This is a genomic window from Pseudomonas sp. NFR02 (assembly GCF_900119375.1).
Classification (GTDB): domain Bacteria; phylum Pseudomonadota; class Gammaproteobacteria; order Pseudomonadales; family Pseudomonadaceae; genus Aquipseudomonas; species Aquipseudomonas paracarnis.
This window is the reverse complement of sequence record NZ_FPJJ01000001.1, coordinates 858,618-872,336: the sequence shown is the minus strand read 5'-3', so window position 1 is coordinate 872,336 and position 13,719 is coordinate 858,618. Positions and strand designations below refer to the sequence as shown.

Annotated in this window: 18 protein-coding genes and 1 tRNA gene; 7 read left to right on the top strand and 12 right to left on the bottom strand. The window is 60.6% G+C overall.

Translation table 11 applies throughout. From position 1 onward, the window contains the following. Positions 1–254: 254 nt before the first annotated feature. Both BT199_RS04160 and BT199_RS04155 read left to right on the top strand, forming a co-directional pair. Positions 255–701, top strand: a complete 447-nt coding sequence (locus BT199_RS04160; RefSeq protein WP_072433943.1) for a hypothetical protein — start codon at positions 255–257, stop codon at positions 699–701. A 52-nt stretch (positions 702–753) separates the two neighbouring features. After that, positions 754–942: a hypothetical protein gene (locus BT199_RS04155; RefSeq protein WP_072434116.1), complete on the top strand. Its 189-nt coding sequence runs from the start codon at positions 754–756 to the stop codon at positions 940–942. Between the two features lie 35 nt (positions 943–977). On the opposite strand, the gene BT199_RS04150 is transcribed toward BT199_RS04155, so the two are convergent. Beyond that, entirely contained in the window at positions 978–1,169 is a 192-nt protein-coding gene (locus tag BT199_RS04150) for a hypothetical protein (RefSeq protein WP_238346546.1), read from the bottom strand. A 177-nt stretch (positions 1,170–1,346) separates the two neighbouring features. On the opposite strand from BT199_RS04150, the gene BT199_RS04145 reads away from it, so the two are divergent. Genes BT199_RS04145 through BT199_RS04135 form a run of 3 tightly spaced genes read left to right on the top strand, consistent with a single transcriptional unit; the run spans position 1,347 to position 2,894 of the window. Beyond that, positions 1,347–1,577: a hypothetical protein gene (locus tag BT199_RS04145; protein WP_072433942.1), complete on the top strand. Its 231-nt coding sequence runs from the start codon at positions 1,347–1,349 to the stop codon at positions 1,575–1,577. 11 nt (positions 1,578–1,588) lie between these two features. Then, positions 1,589–1,825, top strand: a complete 237-nt coding sequence (locus BT199_RS04140) for a DUF4224 domain-containing protein (RefSeq protein ID WP_032872120.1) — start codon at positions 1,589–1,591, stop codon at positions 1,823–1,825. A 4-nt stretch (positions 1,826–1,829) separates the two neighbouring features. Next, complete coding sequence (locus BT199_RS04135; protein WP_072433940.1) at positions 1,830–2,894, top strand: tyrosine-type recombinase/integrase; 1,065 nt, start codon at positions 1,830–1,832, stop codon at positions 2,892–2,894. A gap of 127 nt (positions 2,895–3,021) precedes the next feature. Here the strand turns inward: BT199_RS04135 and BT199_RS04130 are convergent. After that, a tRNA-Ser gene (locus BT199_RS04130) sits at positions 3,022–3,112 on the bottom strand. A gap of 152 nt (positions 3,113–3,264) precedes the next feature. Between BT199_RS04130 and BT199_RS04125 the strand changes: the two genes are divergently transcribed. Then, a complete protein-coding gene (locus tag BT199_RS04125; RefSeq protein ID WP_003192030.1) occupies positions 3,265–3,936 on the top strand; it encodes a Bax inhibitor-1/YccA family protein in 672 nt (223 codons plus the stop codon). Positions 3,937–4,005: 69 nt separating this feature from the next. Here the strand turns inward: BT199_RS04125 and murB are convergent, their stop codons facing one another. From murB to BT199_RS04085, 8 genes are all read right to left on the bottom strand, one after another. Continuing rightward, the gene (murB, locus tag BT199_RS04120; RefSeq protein ID WP_072433939.1) at positions 4,006–5,025 is read right to left on the bottom strand and encodes a UDP-N-acetylmuramate dehydrogenase; all 1,020 of its coding nucleotides are present in this window, start codon (positions 5,023–5,025) and stop codon (positions 4,006–4,008) included. Further along, positions 5,022–5,486 carry a low molecular weight protein-tyrosine-phosphatase gene (locus tag BT199_RS04115; RefSeq protein WP_014718874.1) on the bottom strand — a complete coding sequence of 155 codons (465 nt, stop codon included), beginning with the start codon at positions 5,484–5,486 and terminating at the stop codon, positions 5,022–5,024. Before BT199_RS04115 ends, murB begins: the two co-directional genes overlap by 4 nt. Next, positions 5,486–6,250 carry a 3-deoxy-manno-octulosonate cytidylyltransferase gene (kdsB, locus tag BT199_RS04110; protein WP_032902860.1) on the bottom strand — a complete coding sequence of 255 codons (765 nt, stop codon included), beginning with the start codon at positions 6,248–6,250 and terminating at the stop codon, positions 5,486–5,488. The genes BT199_RS04115 and kdsB overlap by 1 nt, the downstream gene beginning before the upstream one ends. After that, positions 6,247–6,432, bottom strand: coding sequence for a Trm112 family protein (locus BT199_RS04105; RefSeq protein ID WP_003174668.1), 186 nt, complete (start codon positions 6,430–6,432; stop codon positions 6,247–6,249). Before BT199_RS04105 ends, kdsB begins: the two co-directional genes overlap by 4 nt. Positions 6,433–6,456: 24 nt before the next feature. Then, positions 6,457–7,467 carry a tetraacyldisaccharide 4'-kinase gene (gene lpxK, locus BT199_RS04100; protein ID WP_032902859.1) on the bottom strand — a complete coding sequence of 337 codons (1,011 nt, stop codon included), beginning with the start codon at positions 7,465–7,467 and terminating at the stop codon, positions 6,457–6,459. After that, complete coding sequence (locus BT199_RS04095; protein ID WP_060766997.1) at positions 7,467–7,895, bottom strand: ExbD/TolR family protein; 429 nt, start codon at positions 7,893–7,895, stop codon at positions 7,467–7,469. Before BT199_RS04095 ends, lpxK begins: the two co-directional genes overlap by 1 nt. After that, positions 7,892–8,527 (bottom strand): MotA/TolQ/ExbB proton channel family protein, encoded by a 636-nt coding sequence (locus BT199_RS04090; protein WP_003192043.1) that lies wholly within the window; start codon positions 8,525–8,527, stop codon positions 7,892–7,894. Before BT199_RS04090 ends, BT199_RS04095 begins: the two co-directional genes overlap by 4 nt. A gap of 108 nt (positions 8,528–8,635) precedes the next feature. After that, complete coding sequence (locus BT199_RS04085; protein WP_256575926.1) at positions 8,636–10,861, bottom strand: DNA internalization-related competence protein ComEC/Rec2; 2,226 nt, start codon at positions 10,859–10,861, stop codon at positions 8,636–8,638. 135 nt (positions 10,862–10,996) lie between these two features. On the opposite strand from BT199_RS04085, the gene BT199_RS04080 reads away from it, so the two are divergent. After that, positions 10,997–11,512 carry a DUF2062 domain-containing protein gene (locus BT199_RS04080; RefSeq protein WP_003192045.1) on the top strand — a complete coding sequence of 172 codons (516 nt, stop codon included), beginning with the start codon at positions 10,997–10,999 and terminating at the stop codon, positions 11,510–11,512. Between the two features lie 3 nt (positions 11,513–11,515). Here BT199_RS04080 and BT199_RS04075 read toward each other — a convergent pair whose 3' ends face one another. Further along, on the bottom strand, positions 11,516–12,874 hold the full coding sequence (locus tag BT199_RS04075) for a sensor histidine kinase (RefSeq protein WP_072433936.1): 1,359 nt from the start codon (positions 12,872–12,874) through the stop codon (positions 11,516–11,518). After that, positions 12,861–13,589, bottom strand: a complete 729-nt coding sequence (locus BT199_RS04070; protein ID WP_038450508.1) for a response regulator transcription factor — start codon at positions 13,587–13,589, stop codon at positions 12,861–12,863. The genes BT199_RS04075 and BT199_RS04070 overlap by 14 nt, the downstream gene beginning before the upstream one ends. Positions 13,590–13,719: the final 130 nt, after the last annotated feature.

Genomic DNA, 13,719 nt, shown 5'->3' with positions numbered 1-13,719 from the left:
GGGGAACACTTTGCTCAAAGAGGCTTACTTCAAAGCGCAGCGTTTCGTCATTCCGAAAGATCTCGAACATCTGCGTTCTATCACCTTCCCAGCACTCTAAAGCCAAGCCATCGTGACCTTCGACGATGCTTGAGGCACGGCAAAAACGGTATTCAATTCCGTGTACGACCACATCTCACCTCCATTTCTAAGGAGGCAACGATACCTCTCCCCTCTATGAATTTGATAGCCGCTATGGCGGCAAGGACGAAGTCATGCCTGAAGAAATCGAAAAAGCCTGGCCGGACCACTACCGCTATATCGACACCATTGGACCGGAAGGCCTGGAGGTGCACTGCATCACCTATCAGGTGATCGGCGAAACCGCGCAGTGTTTCTACATTGGCGATACCCATACCTGCGACCTGGTCAAAGGCCCGCAATACAGCTGGACCGCTGAGGCGATTAAGAAGCGCAGAAAGCGCGTGCTGAAAGACGGTGGCAACTGGGGCCGTCGATTCGCCTACACCGACAAGGCGCTGGCACTGCGCTCTTACAAGGCACGCAAAGCCTGGCAGCTGCGACACGCTCGTCTGTCAATGGAGCGGGCCCAAGCGGCAATCGGGTACTTCGGCGATGGCCAGGCAGAAAGCGTCTTACCGGAAGCGGCAGTGACAATCCCGAACGTATACATCCAGGGCTTAAATTGGGAGGACTACTGATGATCGCCACCCTCTGGTTCGCCTACGTCTTCATCTACAAGGGGCCACGATGATGATCCTGCGCGAAGGCTTCATCCGGCGAAAGCTCGAGGCTTCCCTAGTCCGCCTTGCTATCGCAATCCTCGTGGGGCGCAACGTTCAGCGCTCCTTGGTCGTGTCACGCCGCGACAACAACGACATGTGGTACATGGCCGAAGAGCTCGAAGCCATCGCCGCCCGAATCAGCAAAAACTACCCCTAACCCCAATCCCCCTACATGCCTGCCTGTGAGCGAAGTCACGGCAACTGACTATCGATCCATCGTTCAGCTGCCGCCATCGCGTCATCAAGCGCTGCCGGATAGTCAGGCCAAGGGCCTTCCAACTTTGCTGCAACCTCACCCAAGCCATTGATGGGTGCTGGCTCAATGATCTTTGCGGCAACAGGGCTCTGGTCGTTCGGGCGACGCCAGTCGAACTTGAGAAACATCACGTGGCCCCGGTAAGCGTGCGCTATCGGAGCATCGAAGTTGTGTGACACGTCCATGCCTCATCACGAACTAAGTTGAACCCTTTTGTACACCGCTTCGGTCCTGTTTGAAAGATAGGCAGAAAGCTATCACTCCAATCCCCTATGCGCCGCCCCAGCGCGGCTAGGACACCCCCCATGTTCGCTATGAAACTCACCCTGACTGTACTGGGCGCCCTGTTGTACCTGGTAGGAACCCTCGGCTGGTTCTTCTGGGCTGGGCCTGACCTTGTTGGCACAGGCACCAACGAGGCACTGCTCTACGCCTTCACCGGCACATGCGCCTGGCTGCTGACCTCCTTCGGCCTGGCAATCCAAATCATCAAGACAGCGCGGCCTGCGGGCTCACTCGACAAACCAGAGGCATAGAGGTGCACACCATGGAAATGCAAAGCGAAACCCTTGCCGAAGAAGAAATCGCCGCCATCACTGGCTATATGATCCCCTCGCGCCAGATCGCGTGGCTCAACCTGAATGGATGGAAATACGTGCTGACCCGGGCGCGCAGGCCGGTTGTGGGCCGGGTGTACGCCCGGATGAAGCTGGCAGGCGTAAAACCCTCAGCAGAAAACGTTGCGGCCGAAGCCTGGTCGCTGGACTTGTCACGGGTAGGATAAAAAGATGCGAGCGAAAAAGGCGGCAAACAGGGACCTGCCGCCGCGAATGATTCGGCGCGTACGCACGCTGAAGGGTGGCAAAGAGTGGGTTGGCTATTACTACGACGGGAGGAATGAAGACGGGAAGCGGGTGGAAATCCCGCTCGGGGGTGATTTGGATATCGCCAAGGCTGAATGGGCAAAGCTTGATTGCAAGCCGGCACCGAAGAAGAACGCCCTGCTGACCCAGGTGTTTGATCGTTACGAGCGGGAGATCATCCCAGGCAAGAAGCTCAAGACGCAGAGTGACAACCTGCTGAGCCTTAAACAGCTTCGCAAGGCTTTCAACGACGCTCCCATTGATGCGGTTTCGCCACAGATCATCGCGCAGTACCGAGACAGCCGGACTGCCAAGGTTCGGGCCAATAGGGAGATATCCCTGCTGTCCCACATCTACAACATTGCGCGGGAGTGGGGGCTCACAGAAAACAACCCCGCCGCCGGCGTGCGCAAGAACAAAGAGGTGCCGCGTGACTTCTACGCCACCGAGGAAATTTGGGGCGCCGTGTATGCGGTAGCAGCCTCGGAACTGCGTGACGCGATGGACCTGGCCTACCTGACTGCCCAGCGCCCGGCGGATACGCTGTCGATGCGTGAGGCGGACGCCGTGAACGAATTCCTGCAGGTATCCCAGGGCAAGACATCGAAGAAGCTACGCATTCGCCTGACCGCTGCCGGCGCACTCAATGACCTAGGCGCCTTGGTTGCAAGGCTGATAGAGCAAAGGCGCTCCCGCGGCGTGCGAAACCCTTACCTGATAGTCACGGAAGACGGCAGGCAGGTGACTAAGCACATGCTCCGGTTACGCTTTGACGATGCTCGCGACAAAGCAATCGCCATCGCCAGAGAGGCAGGCGACGGTGTTCTTGCATCCAGTATTCGACAGTTTCAGTTCCGTGACATCCGCCCGAAAGCAGCCAGTGAGATCCTGGATCTGGGCGATGCAAGCCGCCTGCTGGGGCATACGGACAAGCGGATAACCGAAACGGTTTACCGTCGTGTTGGGGAGATTGTGAAGCCGACGCGCTGACCGCGATCAGCACTAGGTTGCGGAAACTGCCGGAAATGATGCGGAAACGATCAGGCTGTAGAGATTTTTCTGAGACAACCCCCAGAAACGCAAAAGCCCCGCTTTCGCGAGGCTTTCGTGTAAATCTTGGCGGGAAACCAGGGATTCGAACCCTGGAGACGCTATTAACGTCCGCCGGTTTTCAAGACCGGTGCATTCAACCACTCTGCCAATTTCCCTTGTGCATCACAGGATTATAGTAGCCCATCCCGTGTCAGCGGGCGCCATAATACCCGAATGAAACACACTGTCAAACTCTCTGCATCGCTTGTTACAAGGCGTCTGTTATGATCTTTGCGACTGAACGTTTCAAAACTGAAGGAGTGTCGCCATGCGCGAACAGAATTACGCAGTGAATGGCAACGCGCAGGCTGAGCAGCTTGAAGTCAGCCGCGTGTTGCGCAACACCTACGGCTTGCTCGCCCTTACCCTCGCATTCAGCGGCGTGATGGCTTACGTGGCCCAGCAGATGCGCGTCGGCTACCCGAATATCTTTGTCGTGTTGATCGGCTTCTACGGTCTGTTCTTCCTGACCAACAAGCTGCGTGACTCGGCCTGGGGCCTGGTGTCGGCGTTTGCCTTGACCGGTTTCATGGGTTTCATCCTCGGCCCGATCCTCAACCGTTACCTGGGCATGGCCGGCGGTGCTGAAGTGGTCAGTTCGGCGTTTGCCATGACCGCCCTGGTGTTTGGTGGTCTTTCGGCCTACGTGCTGATCAGCCGTAAGGACATGAGCTTCCTGGGTGGTTTCATCACCGCAGGCTTCTTCGTGCTGCTGGCGGCGGTGGTGGCCAGCATGTTCTTCCAGATCAGCGGCCTGCAATTGGCGATCAGCGCGGGTTTTGTGCTGTTTTCCTCGGTGTGCATCCTGTTCCAGACCAGCGCCATCATCCACGGCGGTGAGCGTAACTACATCATGGCGACCATCAGCCTGTATGTGTCGATCTACAACCTGTTCATCAGCCTGTTGCAGATCTTCGGCATCATGAGCCGCGACGACTGATCAGCCAACGCAATAAAAAATGCCCCGTATCGCGAGATACGGGGCATTTTCATTTTCAGGCCCGATAGCTCAGTACTGATTGGGTTCCATTTCCAGCTCGACCTTGAAGCGCTTGAAGATATCTTGCTGGATGCGTAGCGCCAGCTGGGCAATCTCCTGCCCGGTGGCGGTGCCGTAGTTGACCAGCACCAGCGCTTGCAGCTTGTGCACGCCCGCATCGCCCTCCCGGAACCCCTTCCAACCGGCTTTGTCGATCAGCCAGCCGGCGGCGAGTTTCATTTGGCCGTCGGCCTGAGGGTAGGCCACCAGGTCCGGATACTGTCTTTGCAGCTCAACAGCCAAGGCTTGGGGTACCAGCGGATTCTTGAAGAAGCTGCCCGCATTGCCCAGCTCTGCCGGGTCTGGCAGTTTCTCGCGGCGAATGCTGCAGATCGCGCGGCTCACATCGCTTGGCGTGGCGTGGGTGATGCCCTGCGCGACCAGACGCTGTTGCACCGGGCCGTAGTCGAGTTTCAGGTGACTGGCGCGGCTAAGGGAAAAGCGTACCCGCAAGATCAGCCAGCGCCCGACTTCGTGCTTGAACAGGCTGTCACGGTAGGCAAAGTTGCATTCGTCCAGGCTGAAGTCCCGCAGTTCGCCCGTCTGGCGATCCAAGGCGGTGAGGCCGGCAAACACATCCTTGATCTCTACGCCATAGGCACCGATGTTCTGCATCGGCGCGGCGCCGACAGTGCCCGGGATCAGGCTGAGGTTTTCCAGGCCGCAGAAGCCGTGCTCAAGCGTCCACAGCACAAACGGATGCCAGGCTTCGCCCGCTTCGGCTTCGACCACCACGCGCGTGCCATCGTCGCTCAGCACGCGAATGCCTTGTGTCGCCATACGCAACACCAGCGCCGGAACATCCTGGGTCAACAGCAAATTGCTGCCGCCTCCAATCACCAGCAACGGCACCGCCTGTGCGGCGGCATAGGCGATGGCCGCGCGCACGTCAGCATCACTGTGGGCCTCGGCAAATAATTGCGCGCTCACATCGATGCCAAAGCTGTTGAATGGCTTGAGCGATACCTGCGCACGCACTTGCAAGGTCATAACCGCCCCTTCAATTCGATCACCAATAAGTCACAGGCGCGCTCGATCAGGTCCAGGACCCGTTCGAAACCTTGCTCACCTTCATAGTAAGGGTCTGGCACCTCGTCCACTTCGCCATCAAAGCGACGCAGGAATAAATCCAGCTCCGCCTTGCCCTGCCCCGGCTGCATGGCCTTGAGGTTGCGCAGGTTGCTGCTGTCCATGGCCAGGATCAGGTCATAGCGGGCAAAGTCCGCGCGGGAAACCTGCTGGGCACGCTGGCTCGACAAATCATAACCTCGCGCCAGCGCCGCCCGTTGGCTGCGCTGGTCCGGCGGGTTGCCGACATGCCATTCCCCGGTGCCAGCAGACGCCACCTCAATCTGGCCAGCCAAGCCTGCTTCACGCAACTTATGGCGCAAGATACCTTCAGCAGTTGGCGAGCGGCAGATATTGCCCAGGCATACAAACAGAACTTCCATCAGGCGCCCAGCAGGCGACGGACGCGTTCGAGGTCTTCCTGGGTGTCGACACCGGCTGGCGGTGCTTCCAACGCATCGCCCACGTGGATACGCACGCCGTGCCAGAGGGCACGCAGTTGCTCCAGGGACTCGGTATTTTCCAGCCAGCACGGGCCCCAGCTGACGAAGTCGTGCAGAAAACCGGCGCGGTAGGCATAGATGCCGATATGGCGGCGATATGGCACGCCCTCCGGCAACACGTCGCGATTCTTGGCAAAGGCATCCCGCGCCCACGGCAAGGTGGAGCGACTGAACGTCAGTGCCAGGCCGTTGATGTCGCTGACCACTTTCACCACATTCGGGTTGAACAGCGTCTCGATGTCTTCGATCGGTTCGGCCAGGGTCGCCATACGCGCCTCGCCATGGGCCGCGAGGTTGGCAGCGACCTGATCGATGACACTCGGCGGTATCAATGGCTCGTCACCCTGCACATTCACTACGATCGCGTCGGGTGCCAGACCCAGCTGAGTAGCGACTTCGGCCAGGCGATCAGTACCGGAGTTATGGTCTTCGCGGGTCAGGACCGCTTCGGCACCAAAACCTTTGCACGCCTCGATGATGCGCGGGTCGTCGGTGGCCACCACCACCCGTTCGGCGCTGCTCTTGCACGCTTGTTCCCACACCAGCTGGATCATCGGCTTGGTGCCGATCATTTGCAGCGGCTTGCCCGGCAGGCGCGTCGAGGCATAGCGCGAGGGAATGACAACGGTAAAGGCGGTGGTCATTTATCCAGGCGCTCATCGGTGGTCAGAGTACGGGCTTCGCTTTCGAGCATGACCGGGATGCCGTCACGGATAGGGTAAGCCAGGCCGGCACCTTTGCTGATCAGCTCAGTTTTGTCGGCGCTGAGCTTGAGCGGGCCTTTGCAGATCGGGCAAGCGAGGATATCGAGCAGTTTGGTGTCCATGAGTGTTTCCTGGAAAGAAGCGTTTTAAGGCAAGAGACGGTTGGGCAGCAGACGCATCAACTGCATGTCGAACCAGGCGACGAACGCCGGCGACGGTACCGCATCCACCGCAAGGTACCACCAGTCGGGCTGGGCAAAGGCGCGGCACTTCACCGCGTCCTTTTCGGTCATGACCAGCGGCAATGACGGGGTAAAATTCAAGACCTCGGCGCTGTAGGGCGCGTGGTCGGCAAAAGCATGGGGTAGCGGCTGCCAGTGTAGCGTTTCAAGGGTATTGAAGAAACGTTGCGGGTTACCTATGCCGGCCACCGCATGCACCTGCTGGCCCTGCGCAAAGTAGGTGACCGGCTGGCGCTCGCCGCTGTGCAGGTTGACCAGCGCTGTGGGCAGCAGGCGAAAGGCAAAGCCATCTTCACGGTCCGAAACGGCACCGTTATAAAGTACCCCGTCCACACTCTTCAGACGATCCACCGGTTCACGCAACGGCCCGGCTGGTAGGCACCGGCGGTTGCCGAGGCCGCGGGCGGCATCGATCAGCACCAGTTCAAGATCGCGAGCCAGGCGGTAATGCTGCAGGCCATCATCGGAGAGGATCAGGTCCAGGGGTTCACTGGCCAGCAGTGCCTTTACCGCACGACTGCGATCAGGATCGATCATCAGCGGTACACCGCTGCGCTGCACGATCAGCAAGGGTTCATCACCGGCCACCTCGGCACTGTGGCCGGCCTCCACACGCCACGGCAGCTGCGGCGGCTTGGCACCGTAGCCTCGACTGACCACTCCTACGCGCAAACCGCTGCGGCGGCAGTGCTCGATCAACCACAAGATCAACGGCGTCTTGCCGGTGCCTCCCACCGTAATATTGCCCACCACGATCACTGGCACAGACGACTGATAAATCTCGCCCTCGCCCGCCACGAAGCGCGCACGCTTACGTTGAACCACACGGCGATACAACGATTCCAGCGGTCGCAGCAACATTAGTGCTGGATGACCTTCGTACCATGCCTTGAGTAAACGGTCGGAGATGGCCATCAGGGCGCGCTCGCCGCCTCGACGGTGGTCATGCGCAAATGGCTGAAACCGAGCTTGCCGGCAGCGTCCATGGCGGTGATCACGGCCTGGTGTGGGGTTTTGCCATCGGCGCTGATGGACAGCGGCAACTGGGTGTCGCCACCAGACTCCTTCTGCAACGCCTCCATCAGGCTGGCAAGGTCATTTTTCTCCAGCAACTGGTTATTCACCGAAAACACCCCTTCGGCGCTGATAGCGATGTCCAGCTGCTTGACTTGCTGGTCTTCGGCAGGCGAGCCACTCACCGCTTCAGGCAGGTCGACACGCAACTGGGTTTCCCGGGTGAAGGTGGTGGTCACGACAAAGAACAGCAGCAGGATAAACACCACGTCGATCAACGACGCGAGATTGATATCAACATTTTCCCGTTGCTTACGGCGAAATTTCACGCTTTGCCCTCGACCAGGTCTACATCACGGTCGCCCTGCACCACTTCTACCAGCTTGATGGCTTCCTGTTCCATACCGACCACCAGCTCATCAATGCGCCGCTGCAGGAAACGGTGGAAAAACACCGAAGGGATACCCACCATCAAGCCCGCAGCAGTGGTGATCAGGGCCTTGGAAATGCCCCCGGCCAATACCGACGCGTTGGTGGTCATGCCCGAGCCCGTGAACGCGCTGAAGATATCGATCATGCCCAGGACCGTGCCGAGCAAACCGAGCAACGGCGCCATGGCGGCGATAGTGCCGAGGGCGTTGATGTAGCGTTCCAGTTCATGAATAACCCGGGCGGCCGCCTCTTCGATGCACTCCTTCATGATCTCGCGACCATGCTTGGAATTGGCCAGGCCGGCGGCGAGGATTTCACCCAGTGGCGAATTGGCACGCAGCTCTTTGAGCTTTTGCTTGTCGAGCTGCTTGTTCTTGATCCAGCCCCAGACCTGCCCCAGCAAGTGCTCGGGGGTGACGCGACTGGCGCGCAGGGTCCACAGGCGTTCGGCGACGATGCCGAGTGCGACGATGGAGCTCAGAATGATCGGCAACATCATCCAGCCGCCGGATTTGACCAATTCCCACACAGTGAATGTCCCCTCGAAAAAGTGCGCCACTTTACCATATAGGGTCAACAGAAGGGTTCACCGGCTACAGGTCCGTCTGTCGCGGTTCGAGACCTTGGCAACGCCTGATTACGGTAACGGTTCGCGCCAGAAACGACGTTCGCTGCGCGCAACCGTCGCAGGCACAAACGCCCCCAGGCGCAGGCGCACAGCGCCCTGTTCGGCGCTGTCATACACCCGGCTGCCCAGTGCTTGGTAGCGTTCGAGGACCTGCGGATGAGGATGGCCAAACGTATTGCTGCGACCGCGGGAAATCAGCACAGAGGTGGGCGCCAACCGTTGTACGAAAGGCCAGGACGAAGAACTTCGGCTGCCATGGTGCGGGGCCTGCAGCCAGTCGGTCGGAACCGCCAGCGGGGATGCCAGAAACGCCTGTTCGGCAGCGCGATCAATGTCGCCGGTGAGCAGCAGGCGTTCGCCATTGGCCTGGACGTGCAGCACGCACGACCTCGGATTGCCCTCAAGCCCACCCGCCCACTGCCACAGTTCAAACGACACACCATCCCATTCCCATCGTTCGCCGCTGGTACAGGGCTGGGTGGCGAGAAAGGCTGGCAAGCCCTCGGTTTCGCCGCCCACCACGCGTTTGACGGGCAGCCCCCGAGCCACTGCTGCCGCACCACCGGCGTGATCGGCGTCGGCATGGCTGAGCAGCATCATGTCCAACTGCCCTACCCCGAGTTTTTTCAACGACGGCAACACGACGCGCGCGCCGAGGTCGACAGGCCCCGAGCGCGGCCCGGCATCGTAGAGCAAGGTGTGATGGCGGGTGCGCAGGATCAGTGCCTGCCCCTGGCCGACATCCAGTTGCACCACATCGACCTGTCCGTGGGGCACCCACTCCCGGGGCGGGAAAACGGCCATCAACAACATGGGCCAGCCCAACACCCGGAACGGCACCCCTTTGGGCAGCAGTAACACCACTGCGCCCATCAGGCTGACCAGCCAATACGCCAGCGGCACCTCGGGCGGCACCCGGGCCGGCAATTGCCCGGCCGGCAGCGCCAGGCCCTTGAACAATCCGTCCAGCGCGCCGCCGGCCAGCCACAGCACAGCTTCCCCCGCCAGCGGCACCCACAACAACGCCGTGCCCAGCAGCGCCAGGGGCAGCACCACCAGGCTGATCCACGGCACGGCAAACAGATTGGCCACCGGTGCGCTGAGGCTGATGGGCAAACCCAACACCAGCAACACCGGAAACAAGCCAATGGCAATCAACCACTGGGGCCGGGTCCACGCCTGCCAGACGCTCCACGGCCCCAAGCGCCCGCCGAACGCCAGCAACAATACCGCGACCGCCGCAAACGATAACCAGAACCCTACCTGCAGGCTGGCCAAGGGCTCCAGCACCAGCACGCCGTTCAGCGCCAGCAGCAAGGGCCACCACAGCCCCAAATGGCGGAAACGCAGACGCCACAGCAACACCAGGCCGACCATCACACAGGCCCGCTGCACCGGCACGCCAAACCCCGCCAGCAAGCCATAACCCAACGCTGCGCCAAAAGCCAGGCCGCACGCCCACGGCAGCCACGGCCAGGTTCGTGGCCAGCAACCATAGCGCGCCAATACCGCGACAAAGCCGTAGATCAAGCCCGCCAACAAGCCGATATGCTGCCCGGAAATCACCAGCAGATGCACCGTGCCCGTGTCCTGCAACACCTGCCAATCCTCAGGCGCCAAGCCGGAACCGTCGCCCAATACCAACGCCGCCAAGCCCGCCTCGCGGCCTTGGGCATCCACCGCCATCACGCGCTGGCGAACAGCATCGCGCCAGGCATTGCGGGCCGGTGCGAGGCGTTCACCATCTTTTACCGTTGCAGTGGCACCGATACGCTGGGCCAGCAGCCAGGCTTCGTGGTCAACTCCATGAAAATTGAGCAGGCCCGCAGGCCGCTTGAGTGTCAGCGCCAGGCGCCAGCGTTCGCCGCTGTTCACCACTGGCCCGCCGTGCCAGGACACGCGGATACGTTTGGGCAGCCGCCCCTTGCGCAACCGGCCGTCGGCCAGTTCAAAGCGCACGCCCGTAACCGTCTGCTGGGGCAAACCGACCACACGCCCCTCCACCCAACGAGTCTGCCCATCCAGGGCCGGCTGCAGTCGATCATCCAACGCCCGCTGCGCGCTGAAGCAAGCCCAGCTCAAGCCCACCAGAAAAAAGGCCAAGGGATAGGACCGAAAAGGCAACAGCATCAAGGCCAACACCAGCATGGCCAATAACGCGGCGCCGGGCGGCAGGGCCGGCAACCAACGCAACATCAGCAACCCCAGCGCCAACGCCAACATCCCTGTCTTCATGGATCATCCTTTTCCCGTGATCCACTCAGTCTTAGCCGGCTGAACGACAGCGCCTATGATGTTTTGTCACAAAGTCTGAATTTTCTGTTTATAGAATCCGGGCATACTTGCCCCTCGAATTGACCTGGAACCCATATGCCCCGGCGCTTATTCAAACGGTACATGCCCGATCCCAGCAGTATCAGGGAACACAAGTCATTACAGTTTCTTGGCACGCTGCTGCATGACCCCAACCTCTGGCACCTGAACCGGCACTCCGTGGCGCGCGCCATGGCGGTGGGTTTATTTGCGGCGTTTATCCCGATTCCGTTGCAGATGTTGCTCGCCGCAGTGCTCGCGATCTCGGTGCGCGGCAATATGCCTATCGCCATCAGCCTGGTGTGGTTGACCAACCCCATCACCATGCCGGTGGTGTTCATCTGTACCTATATGACCGGCGCCTGGTTGATGAATGTGCCGCCACGCAGCTTGCCCGACAACCTGACGTGGGAATGGATCAGCGGCCAGTTGAGCACACTCTGGCAGCCGTTCCTGCTGGGTTCGGTGGTATTGGGGGTAGTATTGGGCGCCTTGGCCTATTGCCTGACCATGGCGTACTGGCGCTGGTGGGTGGCGCACCAGTGGAAAAAACGCAAACTGCGTAGGCGCTGAGCGCTAACGGGCCAGCAAGTGCAAATGCACCCGCAGGCCCTGCCCGGTATTTTCCGCCCATAAGCGACCGCCCTGGCGCTGCACGGCGTTGCGGGCAATGCTCAGGCCCAGGCCGAAACCACCATCGCCGGGCCGCGAGCCGTCCAGGCGGGTAAAGGGCGCGAAGATGCGCTCCAGATCATCCTCAGCAATCCCAGCGCCCTGGTCCTGCAGCCAGATATGCCAATAGTCCCCTTCACGACAGCCGTCGAGTTGCACGCTGCCGCCCGTGGGCGAGTGGCGTATGGCGTTGCGCAGGATATTTTCAAGGGCCTGGGCCAGTGCATTCAGGTTGCCGCGTACCCAACTGTCCGCGGGTAACAGGCACGGCAAGCGCGATGCGGGCCAACCGCTTTCAAAACACGCGTTCTCGCGCAAGATGTCCCATAACGCCTGGAGCTGAATGTCTTCCTGGGGCAGCGGCGTTGTTTCGCTGTCGAGCCACGCCAGTTGCAGGCTGTCTTCCACCAGGCGCTGCATGGCGTCGATTTCCCGGCCCAGGCGCTCGCGCAGCTTGGCCAGGTCTTGCTCACTGTCGCAGGCCACCCGCAGGCGGCTCAAGGGTGTGCGCAGTTCATGGGACATATCGCGCAGCAACTGCTGCTGCAAACGCACGGTGCCCTGCAAGCGTTCGGACATATGGTCAAAGGCGCGGCCCAACTCGCCCAGTTCATCCTGGCGGCTGGTGGCATCGCGAGACATCCGCGTATTGAGTTGGTCCGCACGCCAGGCATTGGCCTGCTCGCGCAATTGATTGAGGGGCATGATCAACAGCCGATAGAGGCCGATGCACAGCAACAGGGTAAACAGGCCGGGAATCACACCATTGGTGACCACTCGCCAGAACAGTTGATAGCGCCCTGGCATAAAACGCTGCGGCAGCTCGATCACCAGCGACCCCGCGCCAGGGTCGACCGGAAACGGCACCTTCATCCAGGGCAGGCCAATGACATGCCGGCTGACCGGCCAATCCAATCCGCGCAAAAACGTCAGGCGCTGGCTTTCCTTGTCACTCAAGGGCGTGCTGCCCAGGGACTGTAGGTCGTTACCGATCACCCCCACCCAAGTGCTTTCGCGCTCGGCCATCCGCCGCAGCCAGGCGTCCACGCCGGCGCTGCCTTGAGTGCTCCACGCCAGCTCGGCACCCGCGGCATAGCCAGTGAGAATCTCCCGCGACTTGTCCGACAGGTACGCGCTCTGCTGCTCCATGTAGCGGCCCCAGGACCAACTGAGCCAGATCATCAGCAAACAGAAGGCGATCAACAGACAGGCCAGCTTCCAGAACAACGAGTGCCTGCCGGGCAATCGCTCAAAGCCCTTCATCGTGACCGCTCAGCACGTAGCCCTTGCCCCATACGGTGCGTACTTCACGCTCGATGTAACCGATGGCCTTGAGCTTGCGGCGGATCTGGCTGACATGCATGTCGAGGCTGCGGTCATGGGGCGCATACCCGCGCTGCAACACCTGCTGATACAGGAAGGCTTTGCTGAGGACTTCTTCGGCATTGCGGTGCAGGGTTTCCAGAAGGCGGTATTCGCTGCGCGTGAGCCCGGCCCACTGGTCCTGGCAGGACACATCGCAGCGTTCATCATCAAAGTGCAGCACCCGGGCATGTTCAGGGACCGAGGCGCGCGGCGGCTCGGGCCGGCGATCCAGGGCAACGCGGCGCAGGATCGCTTCAATTCGCACGCACAGTTCAACCATGCTGAACGGCTTGGGCAAATAGTCGTCCGCGCCCAGGCGAAAACCGCTGATACGGTCGGCTTCAGCGCCCAGGGCCGACATCAGGATCACGGGCATGGCGTGGCTCTGGCGCAAATGGGTGAGGATCGACAAACCGTCCAGCCCCGGCAGCAGAATGTCCATCAGCACCAGGTCGAAGGCCTGGGCGCGGGCCAGTTGCAGGCCCTGCTGGCCGTTCTGGCACCAGGTCACCTGGAAGCCGCTGCGGCCAAGCTGCTCGTGCACGTAGGCGCCCAACACCGGGTCGTCTTCGATGGTCAGGATACTGGGTAGGCCAACTGCTACGGGAGTCATTAGCGTCTGCAAGTCATTCTCAATCACTGATTATTCAAGATTAAACGTTCACAGGCAATCGCCACCCGGCGCCGAATGGCCCGAAGATTGCCGCATGTCATTAATTTGCAAGATTCCAGACCGTGCAAAT